Below are 13289 nucleotides of genomic sequence, written 5' to 3'. Positions count from 1 at the left end.
GCGCTTGGTGACACGTCAACGGATCGGGAACGGAGAAGCGCGCCCTCGGGCATCCAGCCGAGGGCGCGCTCTCCTTACCGGCAGCAACAAATCAGGACATCTTGCGCGATGTCTCATCCGCCTTGTTCGACACATTGGTCGCCAGCCGGTCAGCAGATTCGGCGGCCCTGTCGGCCTTCTCGCTGGCCCAGCGCGACGCATCTGAGGCGGATTCCTTCATGTGCTCGGTCCACTGCTGCGCATTGCGGCGGTAGAACATGTAACCCATCGCTCCCACCGCGACACCGGTCAGCAGCACGAGCATCGGCCATCGCCGCGACCGCGTGGGCGTGGGATCGATCTTCCTGGCCGCCCTGGTCAGCATCGAGCTGACCTTGGGAGCGACCTGGTCCTCGAACCCGTGGGCCGCGGTCTCCAGCCGCGGCGCCGCCCAGTAGCGGGCGTCCTCGAAGCGCTGGGCGGCGGCCATCTTGGCCTGGTCCGCCATGGGCGCCATTCGGCGGCCGGTTCGCATGGCCTGGGCCTTCATGCGGCCCGTCCACGTGGCGGGTACCTCTATGACCACGCGGCGTCTTTTCAGTGTCAGGGACACGACAACCTCCCCTGTCGTTGGGGCCCCGAGCCTGACCTTCCCTGGACGAGGCGGCTCAATCCTGGCGAGCCGTGGGAGGATGGCTCTTGTGGCCGAACGGCCAACGTTCTGAAAACATCACGAAACCAACCCTGTGTATAGAGGGGGGCAGCTGTCTCGTGGCTGAGAAGCTGATCGCTAACCTGCAGACCAATCGCGGCAATATCAAGGTCGAGCTCTTTCCCACCAAGGCGCCGAAGACGGTGCGTAACTTCGTCGAGCTGGCAGAAGGCACGCGCGAATGGACGCACCCGGGCACCGGTGCGAAGAGCACCGACCGTTACTACGACGGCACGATCTTCCACCGGGTCATCTCCGGCTTCATGATCCAGGGCGGTGACCCGCTCGGTCAGGGCATCGGCGGCCCGGGCTACGAGTTCGACGACGAGATCCACCCCGAGCTGTACTTCAACCGCCCTTACCTGCTGGCCATGGCCAACGCGGGCATCCGGTTCGGCAAGGGGACCAACGGGTCGCAGTTCTTCATCACCGTCGTGCCCACGCCGCATCTGAACGGCAAGCACACGATCTTCGGCGAGGTGATCGAGGGCCAGGACGTCGTGGACGCCATCGCCAAGACCAGCACCGGCCGCAACGACCGCCCGGTGGAGGACGTCGTCCTGGAGTCGGTCACCATCGACCGCGTCCAGTCCTGACCGGACGGGCCGACCTCGGCTCGGGGCCTGGACCGGCCCCCGCCCAGGTCGCCGCAGGCACCTGACGGCCCTGTGCACCCACAGGGCCACCAGGGGGCAGAGCGCAGGGCCGCTCGGCGGCACCTTGTACGCCGGCGATCGGCGACACGCGAGCATGGAACATAAGCCATAGGCTTTCAGCCATGACCAGCCAGCCGCCCAGCCCGCCACAGCAGCCCGAGCAGCCCGCTGAGGCGGTGCCCACGTGCTACCGGCACCCGGACAAGGAGACCTGGGTGCGCTGCCAGCGCTGCGAGCGCCCCATCTGCCCCGACTGCATGCGCGACGCCTCCGTGGGCTTCCAGTGCCCCGAGTGCGTGGCCGAGGGCAACAGGGGCATCCGCCAGGCCAAGTCCACCTTCGGCGGCAACGTCGTACGCGCGCCGATCGTGACGTACGCCATCCTGGCCATCACCGTCCTGGTCTTCGGCGCCCAATATCTCATCGGCGGCCGGGTCACGGCGGAGCTGGCCATGTGGCCAGGGCGGGTGGCCGTGCTCGACGAGTACTACCGGATGCTCTCCGTCGTGTTCGTCCACGACGGGGTTTTCCACATCCTGTTCAACTGCTGGGCCCTCTACGTCGTCGGCCCCTATCTCGAGCGCGCCTTCGGTCACGTCCGCTTCCTGGCGCTCTACGTCATCAGCGGGCTCGGCGGCTCGACGCTCAGCCTCTGGGTCGACCCGCTCAACCAGACCACGGTCGGCGCGTCCGGAGCCATCTTCGGCCTGTTCGGCGCCGTGTTCGTGGTCGGGCGCCGGCTCAACGTGGACGTGCGCGGCATCGCCGCCCTCATCGCGATCAACCTCGTGATCACCTTCCTGGTGTCCGGCATCAGCTGGACAGGCCACATCGGCGGCCTGATCACGGGGTCGGCGCTGGCGGGGGCGCTGGCCTACGCCCCCAAGGGCAACAGGACCCTCTGGCAGGTGCTGGCGATCGCGGGAGCGCTGGCGCTGCTGGCCGTGCTCGTGATGGTGAAGGCATCGGCCATCATCGCCAGCGTGAGCTGACTTCCCCAGCCTGTGGAAAAGACTGTGGAAAGAACTAACGCCAGCGGGTGGAAAGCACTACACCGAAGACGATGAAAACAAACCCGATCAGCAGGTTCCAGTTCTGGAGGTCGCTGAAGAAGGGCGTCCGCGGCGCGACGTAGTAGACGGCGATCCACAGGATGCCGATGATCCACGCCACCACCATTGTGGGCGCCAGCCAGCGCGGGCTGACCTTTACCTGCTGCGATCTCTGCGGCGGGGTGTAGACCGCCTTCTTGCGAGCCTTGGACTTGGGCACTGGTAACTCCTGCTGAGGGCCTGGGCATCCGGATCGTCCGCAGGCTCTACGTTAAGCGTAGTTGAAGGTCCCAAGGATAGCCGCCACGCGCAGGATATGGCGATCCCGGGCTGTCGCATCTTGCCGGGATAAAGTCAGCGAATGCGGACCATGCTCCGGGCCTTGGGGGAGACGAGCATCACCGCGGGCCTGATCCTTATGTTGTTCTGTGCGTACCTGCTCTGGGGTACCGGCGTGTACACCGAGCGCGAGCAGGAGCGCCTCCAGCGCGAACTGACAGTGGCAGAAGACGGCAAACCGGATACGAAGCAGCCGCGGACGATCGTGCCGGGCTCGGCCGTCGCCGTGCTGCGCATTCCCAAGCTGGGACCTGGCTACAAGTACGCCGTGGTCGAAGGCGTGGGCACCGAGGACCTCAAGAAGGGGCCGGGGCACTATCCCGGCAGCGCGATGCCCGGCCAGGTCGGCAATTTCGCGCTGGCCGGTCACCGCACCACGTACTCGGCCCCGTTCAACAAGATCGACAATCTCGACCGCAACGACGAGATCATCGTGGAGGCCCGCGAGGCCCGCTACACGTACTGGGTGACGGCGCACGACGTCGTCCATCCCACCGCGATCGACGAGTTCGCGCCCGTGCCCGGCAAGCCGGACGCCCGTCCGGCCCGGGCCTTCATCACCCTGTCCACCTGCCATCCCGAATACTCGGCCGCCCAGCGCTACATCGTGCACGGGGTGCTCAAGTCGATCGAGCCGAGGGAGGAATGACGTGTACGTCTGGCTCTGGCGCAAGCTGCCCGGCCCCACGACGGCCAAGGCGCTGACGGCCGCCGTGCTGGTCGCTGCCATGGTGGCCGTACTGTGGTATGTCGTGTTCCCGCTACTTGAGCCCTTGGTGACGCTTGACGAGGTGACCGTAAGCAAATGAGCCGCGTGCTGGTCGTGGACAACCACGACAGCTTCGTCCACACCATCGTGCAGTACCTGCGCGAGCTGGGCGCCGACTGCGACGTGCGCCCGCGTGACGACGTACGCGTGAGCGACGCCGACGGCTTCGACGGCGTGCTGATCAGCCCAGGCCCCGGCACCCCCGAGGCGGCCGGCGTGGGCGTGCCCCTGGTCCACCACGCCGCCGCCAGCCGCCGGCCGCTGCTCGGCGTCTGTCTCGGCCACCAGGCCATTGCCGTCGCGTACGGCGCCACCGTGTCCCGCGCGCCCGAGCTCGTCCACGGGATGACCAGCGCCGTCGCCCACGACGGCAAGGGCGTGTTCGAGACGCTGCCCTCGCCCGTGCGGATGACCCGCTACCACTCGCTCGCCGTGCTGCCCGAGACCGTCCCTCAGGTGCTCGACGTGACCGCGCGCACCGAGGACGGCGTCATCATGGGCCTGCGCCACCGTGCGGCGCCCATCGAGGGCATCCAGTTCCACCCCGAGTCCGTGCTGTCGGAGCACGGCCACCGGCTGCTCCGGAATTGGCTGCGCGGAATCGTGTAACGAACGTCTTCGGCCGACCGACTACCAAATGAGCGTCCCCGCCGTTGCCCCCGAGCGGCGGGGGCGTTTTGCGTCGGCGACAGAAAGGGCCACCCCGGAGGGGCGGCCCTTTCTGCTGCCTCGGTCAGCCTCCGAGACCGTCGTCGATCGGGCTGTCCTCGGTCGGGGTGTCCTCGGTCGGGACGTCCGTCTGGTCGTCCGTGGGCACATCCGTCGGCTGGTCGTCGGTGGGCGGCTGCTCCGTGCTCAGGTCGGGACCGGTGGAGACCACGATCGTCACCGTCGTGCCCGGCGGGTACTTGGCGCCCTCACCCGGGTTCTGCTGGATGACCGTGCCCTCGGGCTGCTCGTTCGGCTGCTCCGAGACCCTGGGCTTGAAGCCGGCGGCCCTGAGCTGGTCCGACGCGTCCTTCACGGTGAGGCCGATCACGCTGGGCACCTCGCCGAGCTCCTTGGGCACGAAGAGGGTGACCGTCCCGTCCTTTTCGATCTCCTCGCCGGCCTTGGGCTCGGTGTCGATGACCGTGCCCTGCTTCTTCGTGGAGTTCCTGGTCTTGAGCGTGCCGCGCAACCCGGCGTCGTCCAGCGCCTTCATGGCATCGGCCTGCGACATGCCGATGAGGCCCTCGGGCACCTTGATCTTCGCCGGGCCCTTCGACACGACGAGCTTGACGGTGGTGCCCTTGTCGGCCTTGGTGCCCTCGGGCGGATCCGTCTTGATCACGCTGCCCTTGTCGACGTCGTCGCTGTTTTCCTGCACGACCTGGACCTTGAACCCGAGCGTGGTGAGCTGCTGCTCCGCGAACTTCCGCTCCTGGCTGGCCAGCGACGGGATGGCGATCTGCGTGTCGGACGGCGTGCCCTTGGAGCTGAACACCACGTAGCCGACCGTGATGAAGGCGCCGATGATCAGCAGCGGGATGACGATCCACAGGGCGGTCTTGAGTGCGTTGTTGCCGCCTCCGCCGCTCGCCCGGCGCCGCCCGCCGCGGCCGCCGCGGCCGTCGTCATCGCCGTACTCGTACGGGGGGACCGCGGTGGTGCGCTGCGTGGCCGGGCCCTGCCCCGTCTGGGTCGCCGACATCATGCGCGTGCCCTGGACGTTGTGGTTGGCGGTCATCGCCATCGTCTGGGCATCGGTCGGCATCCCGGACATCGCCCGCTGGATGTCGGCCCGCATCTCGCCCGCGCTCTGGTAGCGGTGGGCCGGGTCCTTGGCCATGGCCTTGAGCACGATCGCGTCGGCCCACTGGGGGATCTCGCGGTCGATCTGCGACGGTGGGATCGGCTCCTCGCGCACGTGCTGGTAGGCGATCGCCACGGGGGAGTCGCCGGTGAACGGCGGCTGCCCGGTCAGCAGCTCGTAGAGCACGCAGCCGGTGGAGTAGATGTCGCTGCGCGCGTCGACCCGCTCGCCCCGCGCCTGCTCCGGCGACAGGTACTGGGCAGTGCCGATCACCTGCGCCGTCTGCGTCATCGTGGCCGCCGAGTCGGCCATCGCGCGCGCGATGCCGAAGTCCATCACCTTGACGTCGCCCGCCCGCGTGATCATCACGTTGGCCGGCTTGATGTCGCGGTGCACGATGCCGCCACGGTGGCTGTAGTCGAGCGCCCGCAGGATGCCGTCGACCAGCTCGACCGCGCGCTCCGGCAGCAGCCGCCGGTCCTGGCGCAGCAGGTCGCGCAGCGTCCGGCCGTCGACGTACTCCATCACGATGTACGGCACGGGCGTGCCGTCGGTGACGTCTTCGCCGGTGTCGTAGACCGCGACCACGGCCGGGTGGTTCAGCGATGCCGCGGACTGGGCCTCGCGGCGGAACCGGGCCTGGAAGGTGTGGTCTCGCGCCAGGTCGGACCGGAGGGTCTTGATCGCGACTATGCGGTCCAGCCGGATGTCTCGGGCGCGATACACCTCGGCCATGCCGCCGCGCCCGACGACACCGTCGAGCTCGTAGCGACCTCCGAGTAGCCGAGGCTGAGTCATTTCCTGCACTGTCCCTTACCGTTCATCTTGGGTAACGGCCTGCTCGGGGGGCCGCCGGTGTCCATCATCGACCCCATAGCGCATCACGTCTCCTCCTTGGTCGGGTTTGTAGCACCCGGTTCCGGCGAGGCGGTGGGTGTCGGCGTCTTCTTGGTGGTGGTGGGCGTCGGGGTCGGTGTGGGCGTAGGGGTTCGGGTGGTGGGCGTCGGTTTCGGTGTCGGCTTCTTGGTGGGAGTTACCGACTTGCTTACCGTAGCTGACCGCGAGGGTATAGGCCTCGGTGACTTCACCGGAACCACAGGAGGCCGTCTGGTGCGTTTCTTCTTCGGCGTGGGCGACGGTTGCTCCGACGTCTGCGTGGCCGACCTGGTCGGGTCGGCCACGTCCGGCGGCGGCTCTGCGGGCGGGGTGCTGGCGAACGTGATGGCAGTGAGCCCCACCGCGGCCGCGCAGCCCGCCGCGGCGACCAGGGCGAACGCCCTCTTGTGCCGCCTTCCCCCGGCCGTCTCCTGCAGCGTGGTGGTCGGGCCGAGGTGGTCGGTCGCCTGCTGGTCCGCCGGCATCGGCTCGCGTACGCGGAAGCCGCCCGGGTCGGTGAGCATGCTGAGATCGGCGCCCGGCGCGGCGCTGGCCAGCGACTCGCGCACCACGTAGGCCCGGTCGGCCAGCTCCAGCGCCGAGGCAGGACGCCGTGCGGGGTCCTTGGCCAGCAGCGCCATGACCAGCTCGCGCACCGGCGCGGGAACGTCCACGCCCAGCGGCGGCGGCAGCTCGTTGAGGTGCAGCAGCGCGATCGCCACCTGGCTGTCGGCCTGGAACGGCGCACGTCCCGCCAGGCACTCGTAGGCCACCACGCCCAGCGAGTAGAGGTCGGTCGCGGGCGTGAGCGGGAAGCCCTGGGCCTGCTCGGGGCTGACGTACTGGGCCGTGCCCAGCACGGTGCCCGTCTGCGTGACCGGCGCGGCCTCCAGTGCCCTGGCGATGCCGAAGTCCGTGACCTTGATGGTCCCTTCGGAGGTGACCAGCAGGTTGCCCGGCTTGATGTCGCGGTGGATGATCCCGGCGGAGTGCGCGGCGTGCAGCGCCTTGGCCGTCTGGTGCACCACGTCGAGCGTCACCTCGGGGCCGATGGCGCCGTTGCGGGCCAGGATGGCCGACAGCGGCTCCCCGTGCACCAGCTCCATCACGAGGTAGGCCAGGTCGCTCTGCTCGCCGTAGTCGAAGATCTGCGCCACGCCCGGGTCGGCCAGGGCCGCGGTCAGCCGCGCCTCGTTCCTGAACCGCTCCCGGAAGGTGGGGTCCGCGTAGATGTGGCTACGCAGGATCTTCACCGCTACCTCGCGCCCGAGCAACTCGTCACGGGCACGCCAAACCTCTCCCATACCGCCTGCGGCGATGCGGGAGAGCAGGAGGTAGCGGTTACGGAGCCGCATGACCCAGCAGGTTACCGTCGCTCATTTGTTCAGCACCGCCTCCAGCACGGCCTTTGCGATCGGCGCGGCGGTGTGGCCGCCGGTCGCCTCCGCGCCGACCTTGGCCGCTCCGGACTCGACGATGACCGCGAGGGCCACCTTCGGGTCGTTGGCAGGCGCGAAGGAGATGAACCAGGCGTGCGGCGGCTGGTTGTCGGCAGTCTCCGCGGTGCCTGTCTTACCCGCTACTTGGACGCCTGGGATCTGCGCCAGGTTGGCGGTGCCGTTCTGGACGACGCTGGCCATCATCTCACGCAGCTTGCCCGCCGTCTCGGAGCTGACCGCTTCGGACAGCTCCGAGGGGTCGGCCTCGTCCACCGTGTCGCCCTTGGAGTCGGTGATCTTGTTGACCAGGTACGGCTTCATCACCTTGCCGTCGTTGGCGATGCCCGCTGCGATCATCGCCATCTGCAGCGGCGTCATCCGGTTGTTGCGCTGCCCGATGGAGGCCATCGCCAGGGCCGCCTTGTCCTCCTCCTTGCCGAAGTCGCTGCCCGCCACGGACATCGGCACGGCCAGCGGCTCGCCCATGCCGAACTTCTCGGTCTGCTCCTTCATCTTGTCGTAGCCCAGGTCCATGCCGATCTTGCCGAACGGCGTGTTGCAGGACTTCTCCAGCGCGAACGTCAGCGTGACCGAGCCGGAGCCGCAGGCGGCGCCGCCGTAGTTGGGCAGGCTGATGGTCGTGCCGGGCAGGGGCAGCCGCTGCGGCGCGGCCACGGTGGACTGCGGGCCGCGGGAGTCGTCGTCCTCGAGGTAGGCCGCCATCGTCACGACCTTGAACGTGGAGCCGGGCGGGTAGGTCTGGTCGATCGTCCGGTTGAGCAGCGGCTGGCCCTTGTCCTTGGCGAGCTCGTCGTAGCGCGGGAAGACCTTGCTCTTGTCGGTGCCGGACAGCTCGGTGGGGTCGTAGGTGGGCAGCGAGACCATCGCGAGGATCGCGCCGGTCCTCGGGTCGAGCGCGACGAGGGCGCCGCGCTTGCCGCTCTGCCGCAGCGCGTCGTAGGCCGCCTTCTGGGCCTTGGGGTTGATCGTGAGATCGACGTTGGCGCCCTTGGTCGGCTCACCGGTGAACAGGTCGATGCTCCGCCGCAGCAGCAGGTCGGGGCTGGACCCGTCGAGCAGCGGGTTCTCCGACTTCTCGATCGCGCTCACGCTCTCGGGCGAGAAGAAGCCGGTGACGTGCGCGTAGAGCTTGGCCTCCGGGTACTCCCTGACGAACCTGAACCGGGGGTCCTTGGTCTCGACGGACTGTGCGAGCACCTTGCCGCCCGCGGTGATGCGGCCGCGCTCGATGGCGTAGCGCTCGTAGTAGTTGCGGGTGTTGCGAGCGTCCGTGCTCAGCTCCTCCGCCCGCACGGCCTGCAGGTAGTTCACGTTGATCATCAGGAGCGCGAACATGGCCAGGCAGGCCACGGCCACGCGCTTCAGAGGGCTGTTCATCGCTGAAACACCTGCGTCAGTCCTTCGTTCTGGATCGCCTGGGGCGGGGGCCGCCGCGCCGCGTCCGACATGCGTACCAATAGCGCGATAAGGATCCAGTTAGCCAGCAACGCCGAGCCACCCTGGGACATGAACGGGGTGACCAGGCCGGTCAGCGGGATGAGGTTCGTCACACCGCCGACGATGATGAAGACCTGCCAGGCCAGGATGAACGACAGGCCGCCCGCCAGGAGCTTGGAGAACGGGTCGCGGGCCGCGAGTGAGGTGCGCAGGCCGCGCTCGACCAGCAGGGCGTACATCATGAGCAGCGCCATCAGCCCCGTCAGGCCGAGCTCCTCACCCGTCGCGCTGAAGATGAAGTCGGAGAAGGCCAGCGGGATCAGGTCGGGGTGGCCCTGGCCCAGGCCGGTGCCGAGGATGCGGCCCGCGCCCAGCCCGAACAGGCCCTGCATGATCTGGAAGCTGCCGCCGTAGGCGCGGTCGTAGTACGTCGGGTCGCCCGGGTTGAGCCAGACGGCGAACCGGTCACCCACGTGGCTGAAGATCTGCCCGGCCAGGAACGCGCCGCCGACGAACAGCAGGATGCCGATCAGCACCCATGACGTGCGCTGCGTGGCGACGTACAGCATGACCACGAAGGCGCCGAACAGCAGCAGCGACGAGCCCAGGTCCTTCTGCAGGACGAGCACGCCGATGGCGACCGCCCAGGTGATGAGCACCGGGCCGAGGTCGCGGGCCCTCGGCAGGTCGATGAAGAGCAGCCGCCGCCCGGCCAGCGCCAGCACGTCGCGCTTGGCCACCAGGTAGCCGGCGAAGAAGACGACCAGCGCGATCTTGGCGAACTCCGCCGGCTGGATGGAGGCGGCGCCGAACCCGATCCAGATGCGCGCGCCGTTGATCTCCTTGCCCAGCACAGGCGTCAGCGGCGAGACGAGCAGGACCACGCCGATCAGCCCCGCCGTGTACGTCAGCCGCTGCAGCATGCGATGGTCGCGCAGCACGAGCAGCGTCACGGCGAACAGCACGACGCCCGCGGCGGTCATGATGATCTGGGTGTTGGTGGAGGCGCCCGCCTGCATCTTCGCGCCGGAGTTCTCCAGCCGGTAGATCATCACCAGGCCGAGGCCGTTGATCAACGTCACCAGCGGCAGAATCAGGGGATCCGCCCAGGGGGCGAACTTGGCCAGCACGAGGTAGGCGGCCAGCATCAGCCCGCCCAGGCCCAGGCCGTACGTCAGCATCCCCGCGGGGACCGCGCCGGTCATCGCCAGGCCCACGTTGGCGTAGGCCCCCATGACGATCAGCACCGCGAGCGCGAGCATGACCAGCTGGGCCATGCGGCGCTTGGCCGGCATCGGGGCGGGGGAGAGTGCGACTTCGCTCATTTACCGTTGCTTCGTCCTGGTCGCGCTCGCGGATGGCGTGGGCGACGCGGTGGCGGTCGTAGCGGGGGTGTCGCTGCTCTTCTGGTCCGCGCTCTGCTGGTCCGCGGAGAACTTCAAAGCGTTGATCTTCGTCATGCCCTCGTCGACGGTGGTGACCGGAATGCCGCTTTTGATCGCCGCCTGGTCGGCCTCGGACAGCTGGGAGAGCTGCCGGCCTGTGGGCTTGGAGACCTTGAAGAGCTGGAACGGGCCCAGCTCCTTCTGGATCCCCTGGAACACGACCACTTCGTCGCCCCTAGCCCCGACGAAGAACTGGTCCTGGGTCCACTGGTAGCCGAAGTAGCCGCCGATGCCGACGGCGACCACGCCTACGCCCAGCACGGTGACCAGCACGGGCCACAGACGACGTCGCCTGCGCCGGGGCGCCTCGGCGACCGGCTCAGCGAAGTCGTCGTCGGTGAGCACCGGCTGGGGTGCGGTCACCGCGCTGGCTCGCCCCGGCTGGGTCTCCTGTGGGTTTCCGTGCAGCCGGTTCATGCCCGCGGCGCCGACGACGGCGGCCTCGGCGGGCACCTGCTGCCCGTCGGTGAGCTCCACCACGTCGGCAAGCACGCACGTGATGTTGTCGGGCCCGCCTCCCCTGTTGGCCAGGTCGATGAGCTGGCGCACGACCTCTTCCGGGTCGTCGATGTTGGTGAGCGTGGCGTGCAGCGTCTCCGCGCTCACCACACCGGACAACCCGTCGGAGCACAGCAGGTAGCGGTCGCCCACCTGTGCCTCGCGGAGCGTGAGGTCGGGATCGACCTCGCCGCTGCCGTCGAGCGCCCGCAGCAGGATCGAGCGCTGCGGATGCGTGGCGGCCTCTTCCGGCGTGATGCGCCCGTCGTCGACGAGCTGCTGCACCAGCGTGTGGTCATGGGTGATCTGGTAGAGCTCCCCGCGTCTGAGCAGGTAGGCGCGCGAGTCGCCGACATGCACCAGGGCGACCTGGGTGCCGTGCCAGAGCATGGCCGTGAGAGTCGTGCCCATGCCTTTGAGGCTGGGATCCCGCCCCACCATTTCGTGCAGCCTGCGGTTGGCGTCGCGTACCGCTGCCTCGATGGCGTTGAGCAGGTCACCCCCCTGTTGGGCCTCTTCCAGAGAGGCCATGGCGGCGATGGCGACTGAGCTCGCCACCTCGCCGTGTGCGTGCCCGCCCATGCCGTCGGCGACGGCAAGCAGGCGGCCGCTAGCGTACGCCGAGTCCTCGTTTCCTTCGCGGAGGAGGCCGACGTCCGAGCGGGCGGCGTAGCGGAGTGCGATGGTCATTTGCGCAATTCAATGACTGTCTTGCCGACGCGGATCGGAACACCGAGCGGCACCGGGGTCGGACGGGTGACTTTCGAGCGGTCGAGATACGTGCCGTTGGTCGAGCCGAGATCTTCCACGATCCACTGACCGTCCTGGGGGGAGAGCCGGGCGTGCAGGCTGGAAGCGTAGTCGTCCGTCACAACCAGCGTGGCGTCATTGGCCCGGCCAATGGTGATGGGCGTCTCCGTGAGGTTGATGGTGGTGCCTTGCAGCGGACCACCGGTAACGATGAGCTGGCGTGGCTCGCCCTTCTTGCTCTTGGGCTTCGCCACGGGTTTGGCGGGTTTCACGTTACGTGGGCCCGCGGGTGCCGTGCGTGAACCGAACAAGTCAGTCCGGATCACGCCGACTGCGGCAATGACGAAGAACCACAGCACCGCCAGGAAGGCGAGCCGGATCAGCAGCAGCGTGAGCTCGGACATGGACCGTTTGTCTACCCCTAATCGCGCCGGAACACCAGAGTCGTACGCCCCAGCGTCACTCGCGTGCCGTTCTGGAGCTCGATCCTGCGTACCGGCTGGCCGTTGACGAAAGTGCCGTTCGTCGATCCCAGATCGACGAGGGCCACGAGCTGGCCCTCGACGCGCAGCTCCGCGTGGTGCCGCGAAACGCCCGGGTCGACGAGACGAAGATCGCAGTCGGTGCCCCTGCCGAGCAAGGTCACCTGAGTGGTGAGCTCGTAGGAACGGTCGCCCTGCGGGTCGTCCTGAGTGGAGACGAGCAGCCTGGGCCGCCCGTTGAACGCGTGCGGCCGGGACGGAGGCAGGTCGCTCGCCGGCTGGCGGATCTCGTCCTGCTCGACCGTCGCGCCGCGAATGACGCCGGACCTGATGCGGAACAGGCCCACAGCCAGGTCGCCGGCGGTCTCGAAGCGAACCCGGACCGGTCCCACAAAGGAGTAGCCCTGCTCCTTGGCGTACTCCCTGGCGAGGTTGGCCAGCTCGTGGCTGATGCTGTCGGCGTAGACCTCAAGCCGTTCGCTGTCGGTCGTGGAAAGCTCAACCACGAAGTCGTTGGGCACGAGCGTGCGACCCTGAGCGACGATCGCCGCACGCTCATCCATCTCCCGCTGAACCGCGCTGGCGACCTCGACCGGCTGAAGGTCAGATTTGAACGCCCGTGCAAAGGCCCCCTCAACCAAGCCTTCGAGCCTCCTCTCGAAGCGCTGAAGGACTCCCACCGGGTACCTCCCTTCCTCCGTGCATATGATCGCGGCCCCCAGACGCGTCCGGCGCCCGGTTTCCGCTCGTTCCCACGTCACGGCTTCCCCTGGCGCTCGTCGGCTGTCGCGCCCAGCTCCTCCGCTCCCGTGTCTTATGCGATCGTATCCGGGTTCAGTACCACTGGCTGTTCCGTGCTAGTGTTCTTTCCGCACCCACAAGGGCGGGTGGCGGAACGGCAGACGCGCACGGTTCAGGTCCGTGTGTCCGAAAGGACGTGAGGGTTCAAATCCCTCCTCGCCCACTCGGTGACTGGGGATCCTTGGTCGCCGGCCCTTCGGGACCGGCTTCCTCGGGTCCCCTCGTCATTTCTTCCCGG

The 13289-nt window shown here is 68.3% G+C and carries 14 protein-coding genes and 1 tRNA gene; 6 read left to right on the top strand and 9 right to left on the bottom strand.

What is annotated here, in order from left to right:
- Positions 1-91 precede the first annotated feature (91 nt).
- Positions 92-592 (bottom strand): YtxH domain-containing protein, encoded by a 501-nt coding sequence (locus tag ABN273_RS28300; protein WP_349452064.1) that lies wholly within the window; start codon positions 590-592, stop codon positions 92-94.
- Between the two features lie 158 nt (positions 593-750).
- Between ABN273_RS28300 and ABN273_RS28295 the strand changes: the two genes are divergently transcribed.
- Positions 751-1287, top strand: a complete 537-nt coding sequence (locus tag ABN273_RS28295; RefSeq protein ID WP_349452063.1) for a peptidylprolyl isomerase — start codon at positions 751-753, stop codon at positions 1285-1287.
- 182 nt (positions 1288-1469) lie between these two features.
- Entirely contained in the window at positions 1470-2339 is an 870-nt protein-coding gene (locus tag ABN273_RS28290) for a rhomboid family intramembrane serine protease (RefSeq protein WP_349452062.1), read from the top strand.
- Positions 2340-2373: 34 nt separating this feature from the next.
- On the opposite strand, the gene ABN273_RS28285 is transcribed toward ABN273_RS28290, so the two are convergent.
- Entirely contained in the window at positions 2374-2619 is a 246-nt protein-coding gene (locus ABN273_RS28285) for a cell division protein CrgA (protein ID WP_349452061.1), read from the bottom strand.
- Between the two features lie 141 nt (positions 2620-2760).
- On the opposite strand from ABN273_RS28285, the gene ABN273_RS28280 reads away from it, so the two are divergent.
- The 3 genes from ABN273_RS28280 to ABN273_RS28270 are packed head-to-tail and all read left to right on the top strand — an operon-like array spanning position 2761 to position 4116.
- Positions 2761-3387 (top strand): class E sortase, encoded by a 627-nt coding sequence (locus tag ABN273_RS28280; RefSeq protein WP_349452060.1) that lies wholly within the window; start codon positions 2761-2763, stop codon positions 3385-3387.
- Between the two features lies 1 nt (position 3388).
- Positions 3389-3547 carry a hypothetical protein gene (locus ABN273_RS28275; RefSeq protein ID WP_349452059.1) on the top strand — a complete coding sequence of 53 codons (159 nt, stop codon included), beginning with the start codon at positions 3389-3391 and terminating at the stop codon, positions 3545-3547.
- The gene (locus ABN273_RS28270; protein ID WP_349452058.1) at positions 3544-4116 is read left to right on the top strand and encodes an anthranilate synthase component II; all 573 of its coding nucleotides are present in this window, start codon (positions 3544-3546) and stop codon (positions 4114-4116) included. Before ABN273_RS28275 ends, ABN273_RS28270 begins: the two co-directional genes overlap by 4 nt.
- Positions 4117-4240: 124 nt before the next feature.
- Here ABN273_RS28270 and pknB read toward each other — a convergent pair whose 3' ends face one another.
- The 7 genes from pknB to ABN273_RS28235 all read right to left on the bottom strand — a co-directional run bounded on the left by pknB (position 4241) and on the right by ABN273_RS28235 (position 12930).
- Positions 4241-6100, bottom strand: a complete 1860-nt coding sequence (pknB, locus tag ABN273_RS28265) for a Stk1 family PASTA domain-containing Ser/Thr kinase (RefSeq protein ID WP_349452057.1) — start codon at positions 6098-6100, stop codon at positions 4241-4243.
- Positions 6101-6183: 83 nt separating this feature from the next.
- A complete protein-coding gene (locus ABN273_RS28260; protein WP_349452056.1) occupies positions 6184-7533 on the bottom strand; it encodes a serine/threonine-protein kinase in 1350 nt (449 codons plus the stop codon).
- A 21-nt stretch (positions 7534-7554) separates the two neighbouring features.
- Positions 7555-9015, bottom strand: coding sequence for a peptidoglycan D,D-transpeptidase FtsI family protein (locus ABN273_RS28255; RefSeq protein WP_349452055.1), 1461 nt, complete (start codon positions 9013-9015; stop codon positions 7555-7557).
- Positions 9012-10400, bottom strand: a complete 1389-nt coding sequence (locus ABN273_RS28250; protein ID WP_349452054.1) for an FtsW/RodA/SpoVE family cell cycle protein — start codon at positions 10398-10400, stop codon at positions 9012-9014. Before ABN273_RS28250 ends, ABN273_RS28255 begins: the two co-directional genes overlap by 4 nt.
- Positions 10401-11708 (bottom strand): Stp1/IreP family PP2C-type Ser/Thr phosphatase, encoded by a 1308-nt coding sequence (locus ABN273_RS28245; protein ID WP_349452053.1) that lies wholly within the window; start codon positions 11706-11708, stop codon positions 10401-10403. It lies immediately after the preceding gene.
- Positions 11705-12172 (bottom strand): FHA domain-containing protein FhaB/FipA, encoded by a 468-nt coding sequence (locus ABN273_RS28240; protein ID WP_349452052.1) that lies wholly within the window; start codon positions 12170-12172, stop codon positions 11705-11707. Before ABN273_RS28240 ends, ABN273_RS28245 begins: the two co-directional genes overlap by 4 nt.
- 17 nt (positions 12173-12189) lie before the next feature.
- Complete coding sequence (locus tag ABN273_RS28235; RefSeq protein ID WP_349452051.1) at positions 12190-12930, bottom strand: FHA domain-containing protein; 741 nt, start codon at positions 12928-12930, stop codon at positions 12190-12192.
- A gap of 201 nt (positions 12931-13131) precedes the next feature.
- Here ABN273_RS28235 and ABN273_RS28230 point away from each other — a divergent pair.
- Positions 13132-13214 (top strand) — tRNA-Leu (locus ABN273_RS28230).
- Positions 13215-13289: the final 75 nt, after the last annotated feature.

This window comes from Nonomuraea sp. B19D2 (genome assembly GCF_040137845.1).
GTDB lineage: Bacteria > Actinomycetota > Actinomycetes > Streptosporangiales > Streptosporangiaceae > Nonomuraea.
Note: the sequence above shows the minus strand (reverse complement) of the source record. Positions and strands in the feature narration are given on the sequence as shown.

Excerpts from the sequence above, each read along its gene's own strand:
- ABN273_RS28290 (WP_349452062.1), top strand. The coding sequence starts at position 1,470 with ATGACCAGCCAGCCGCCCAGCCCGCCACAGCAGCCCGAGCAGCCCGCT.
- ABN273_RS28280 (WP_349452060.1), top strand. The coding sequence starts at position 2,761 with ATGCGGACCATGCTCCGGGCCTTGGGGGAGACGAGCATCACCGCGGGC.
- ABN273_RS28270 (WP_349452058.1), top strand. The coding sequence starts at position 3,544 with ATGAGCCGCGTGCTGGTCGTGGACAACCACGACAGCTTCGTCCACACC.
- pknB (WP_349452057.1), bottom strand. The coding sequence starts at position 6,100 with ATGACTCAGCCTCGGCTACTCGGAGGTCGCTACGAGCTCGACGGTGTC.
- ABN273_RS28260 (WP_349452056.1), bottom strand. The coding sequence starts at position 7,533 with ATGCGGCTCCGTAACCGCTACCTCCTGCTCTCCCGCATCGCCGCAGGC.
- ABN273_RS28255 (WP_349452055.1), bottom strand. The coding sequence starts at position 9,015 with ATGAACAGCCCTCTGAAGCGCGTGGCCGTGGCCTGCCTGGCCATGTTC.
- ABN273_RS28250 (WP_349452054.1), bottom strand. The coding sequence starts at position 10,400 with ATGAGCGAAGTCGCACTCTCCCCCGCCCCGATGCCGGCCAAGCGCCGC.
- ABN273_RS28245 (WP_349452053.1), bottom strand. The coding sequence starts at position 11,708 with ATGACCATCGCACTCCGCTACGCCGCCCGCTCGGACGTCGGCCTCCTC.
- ABN273_RS28240 (WP_349452052.1), bottom strand. The coding sequence starts at position 12,172 with ATGTCCGAGCTCACGCTGCTGCTGATCCGGCTCGCCTTCCTGGCGGTG.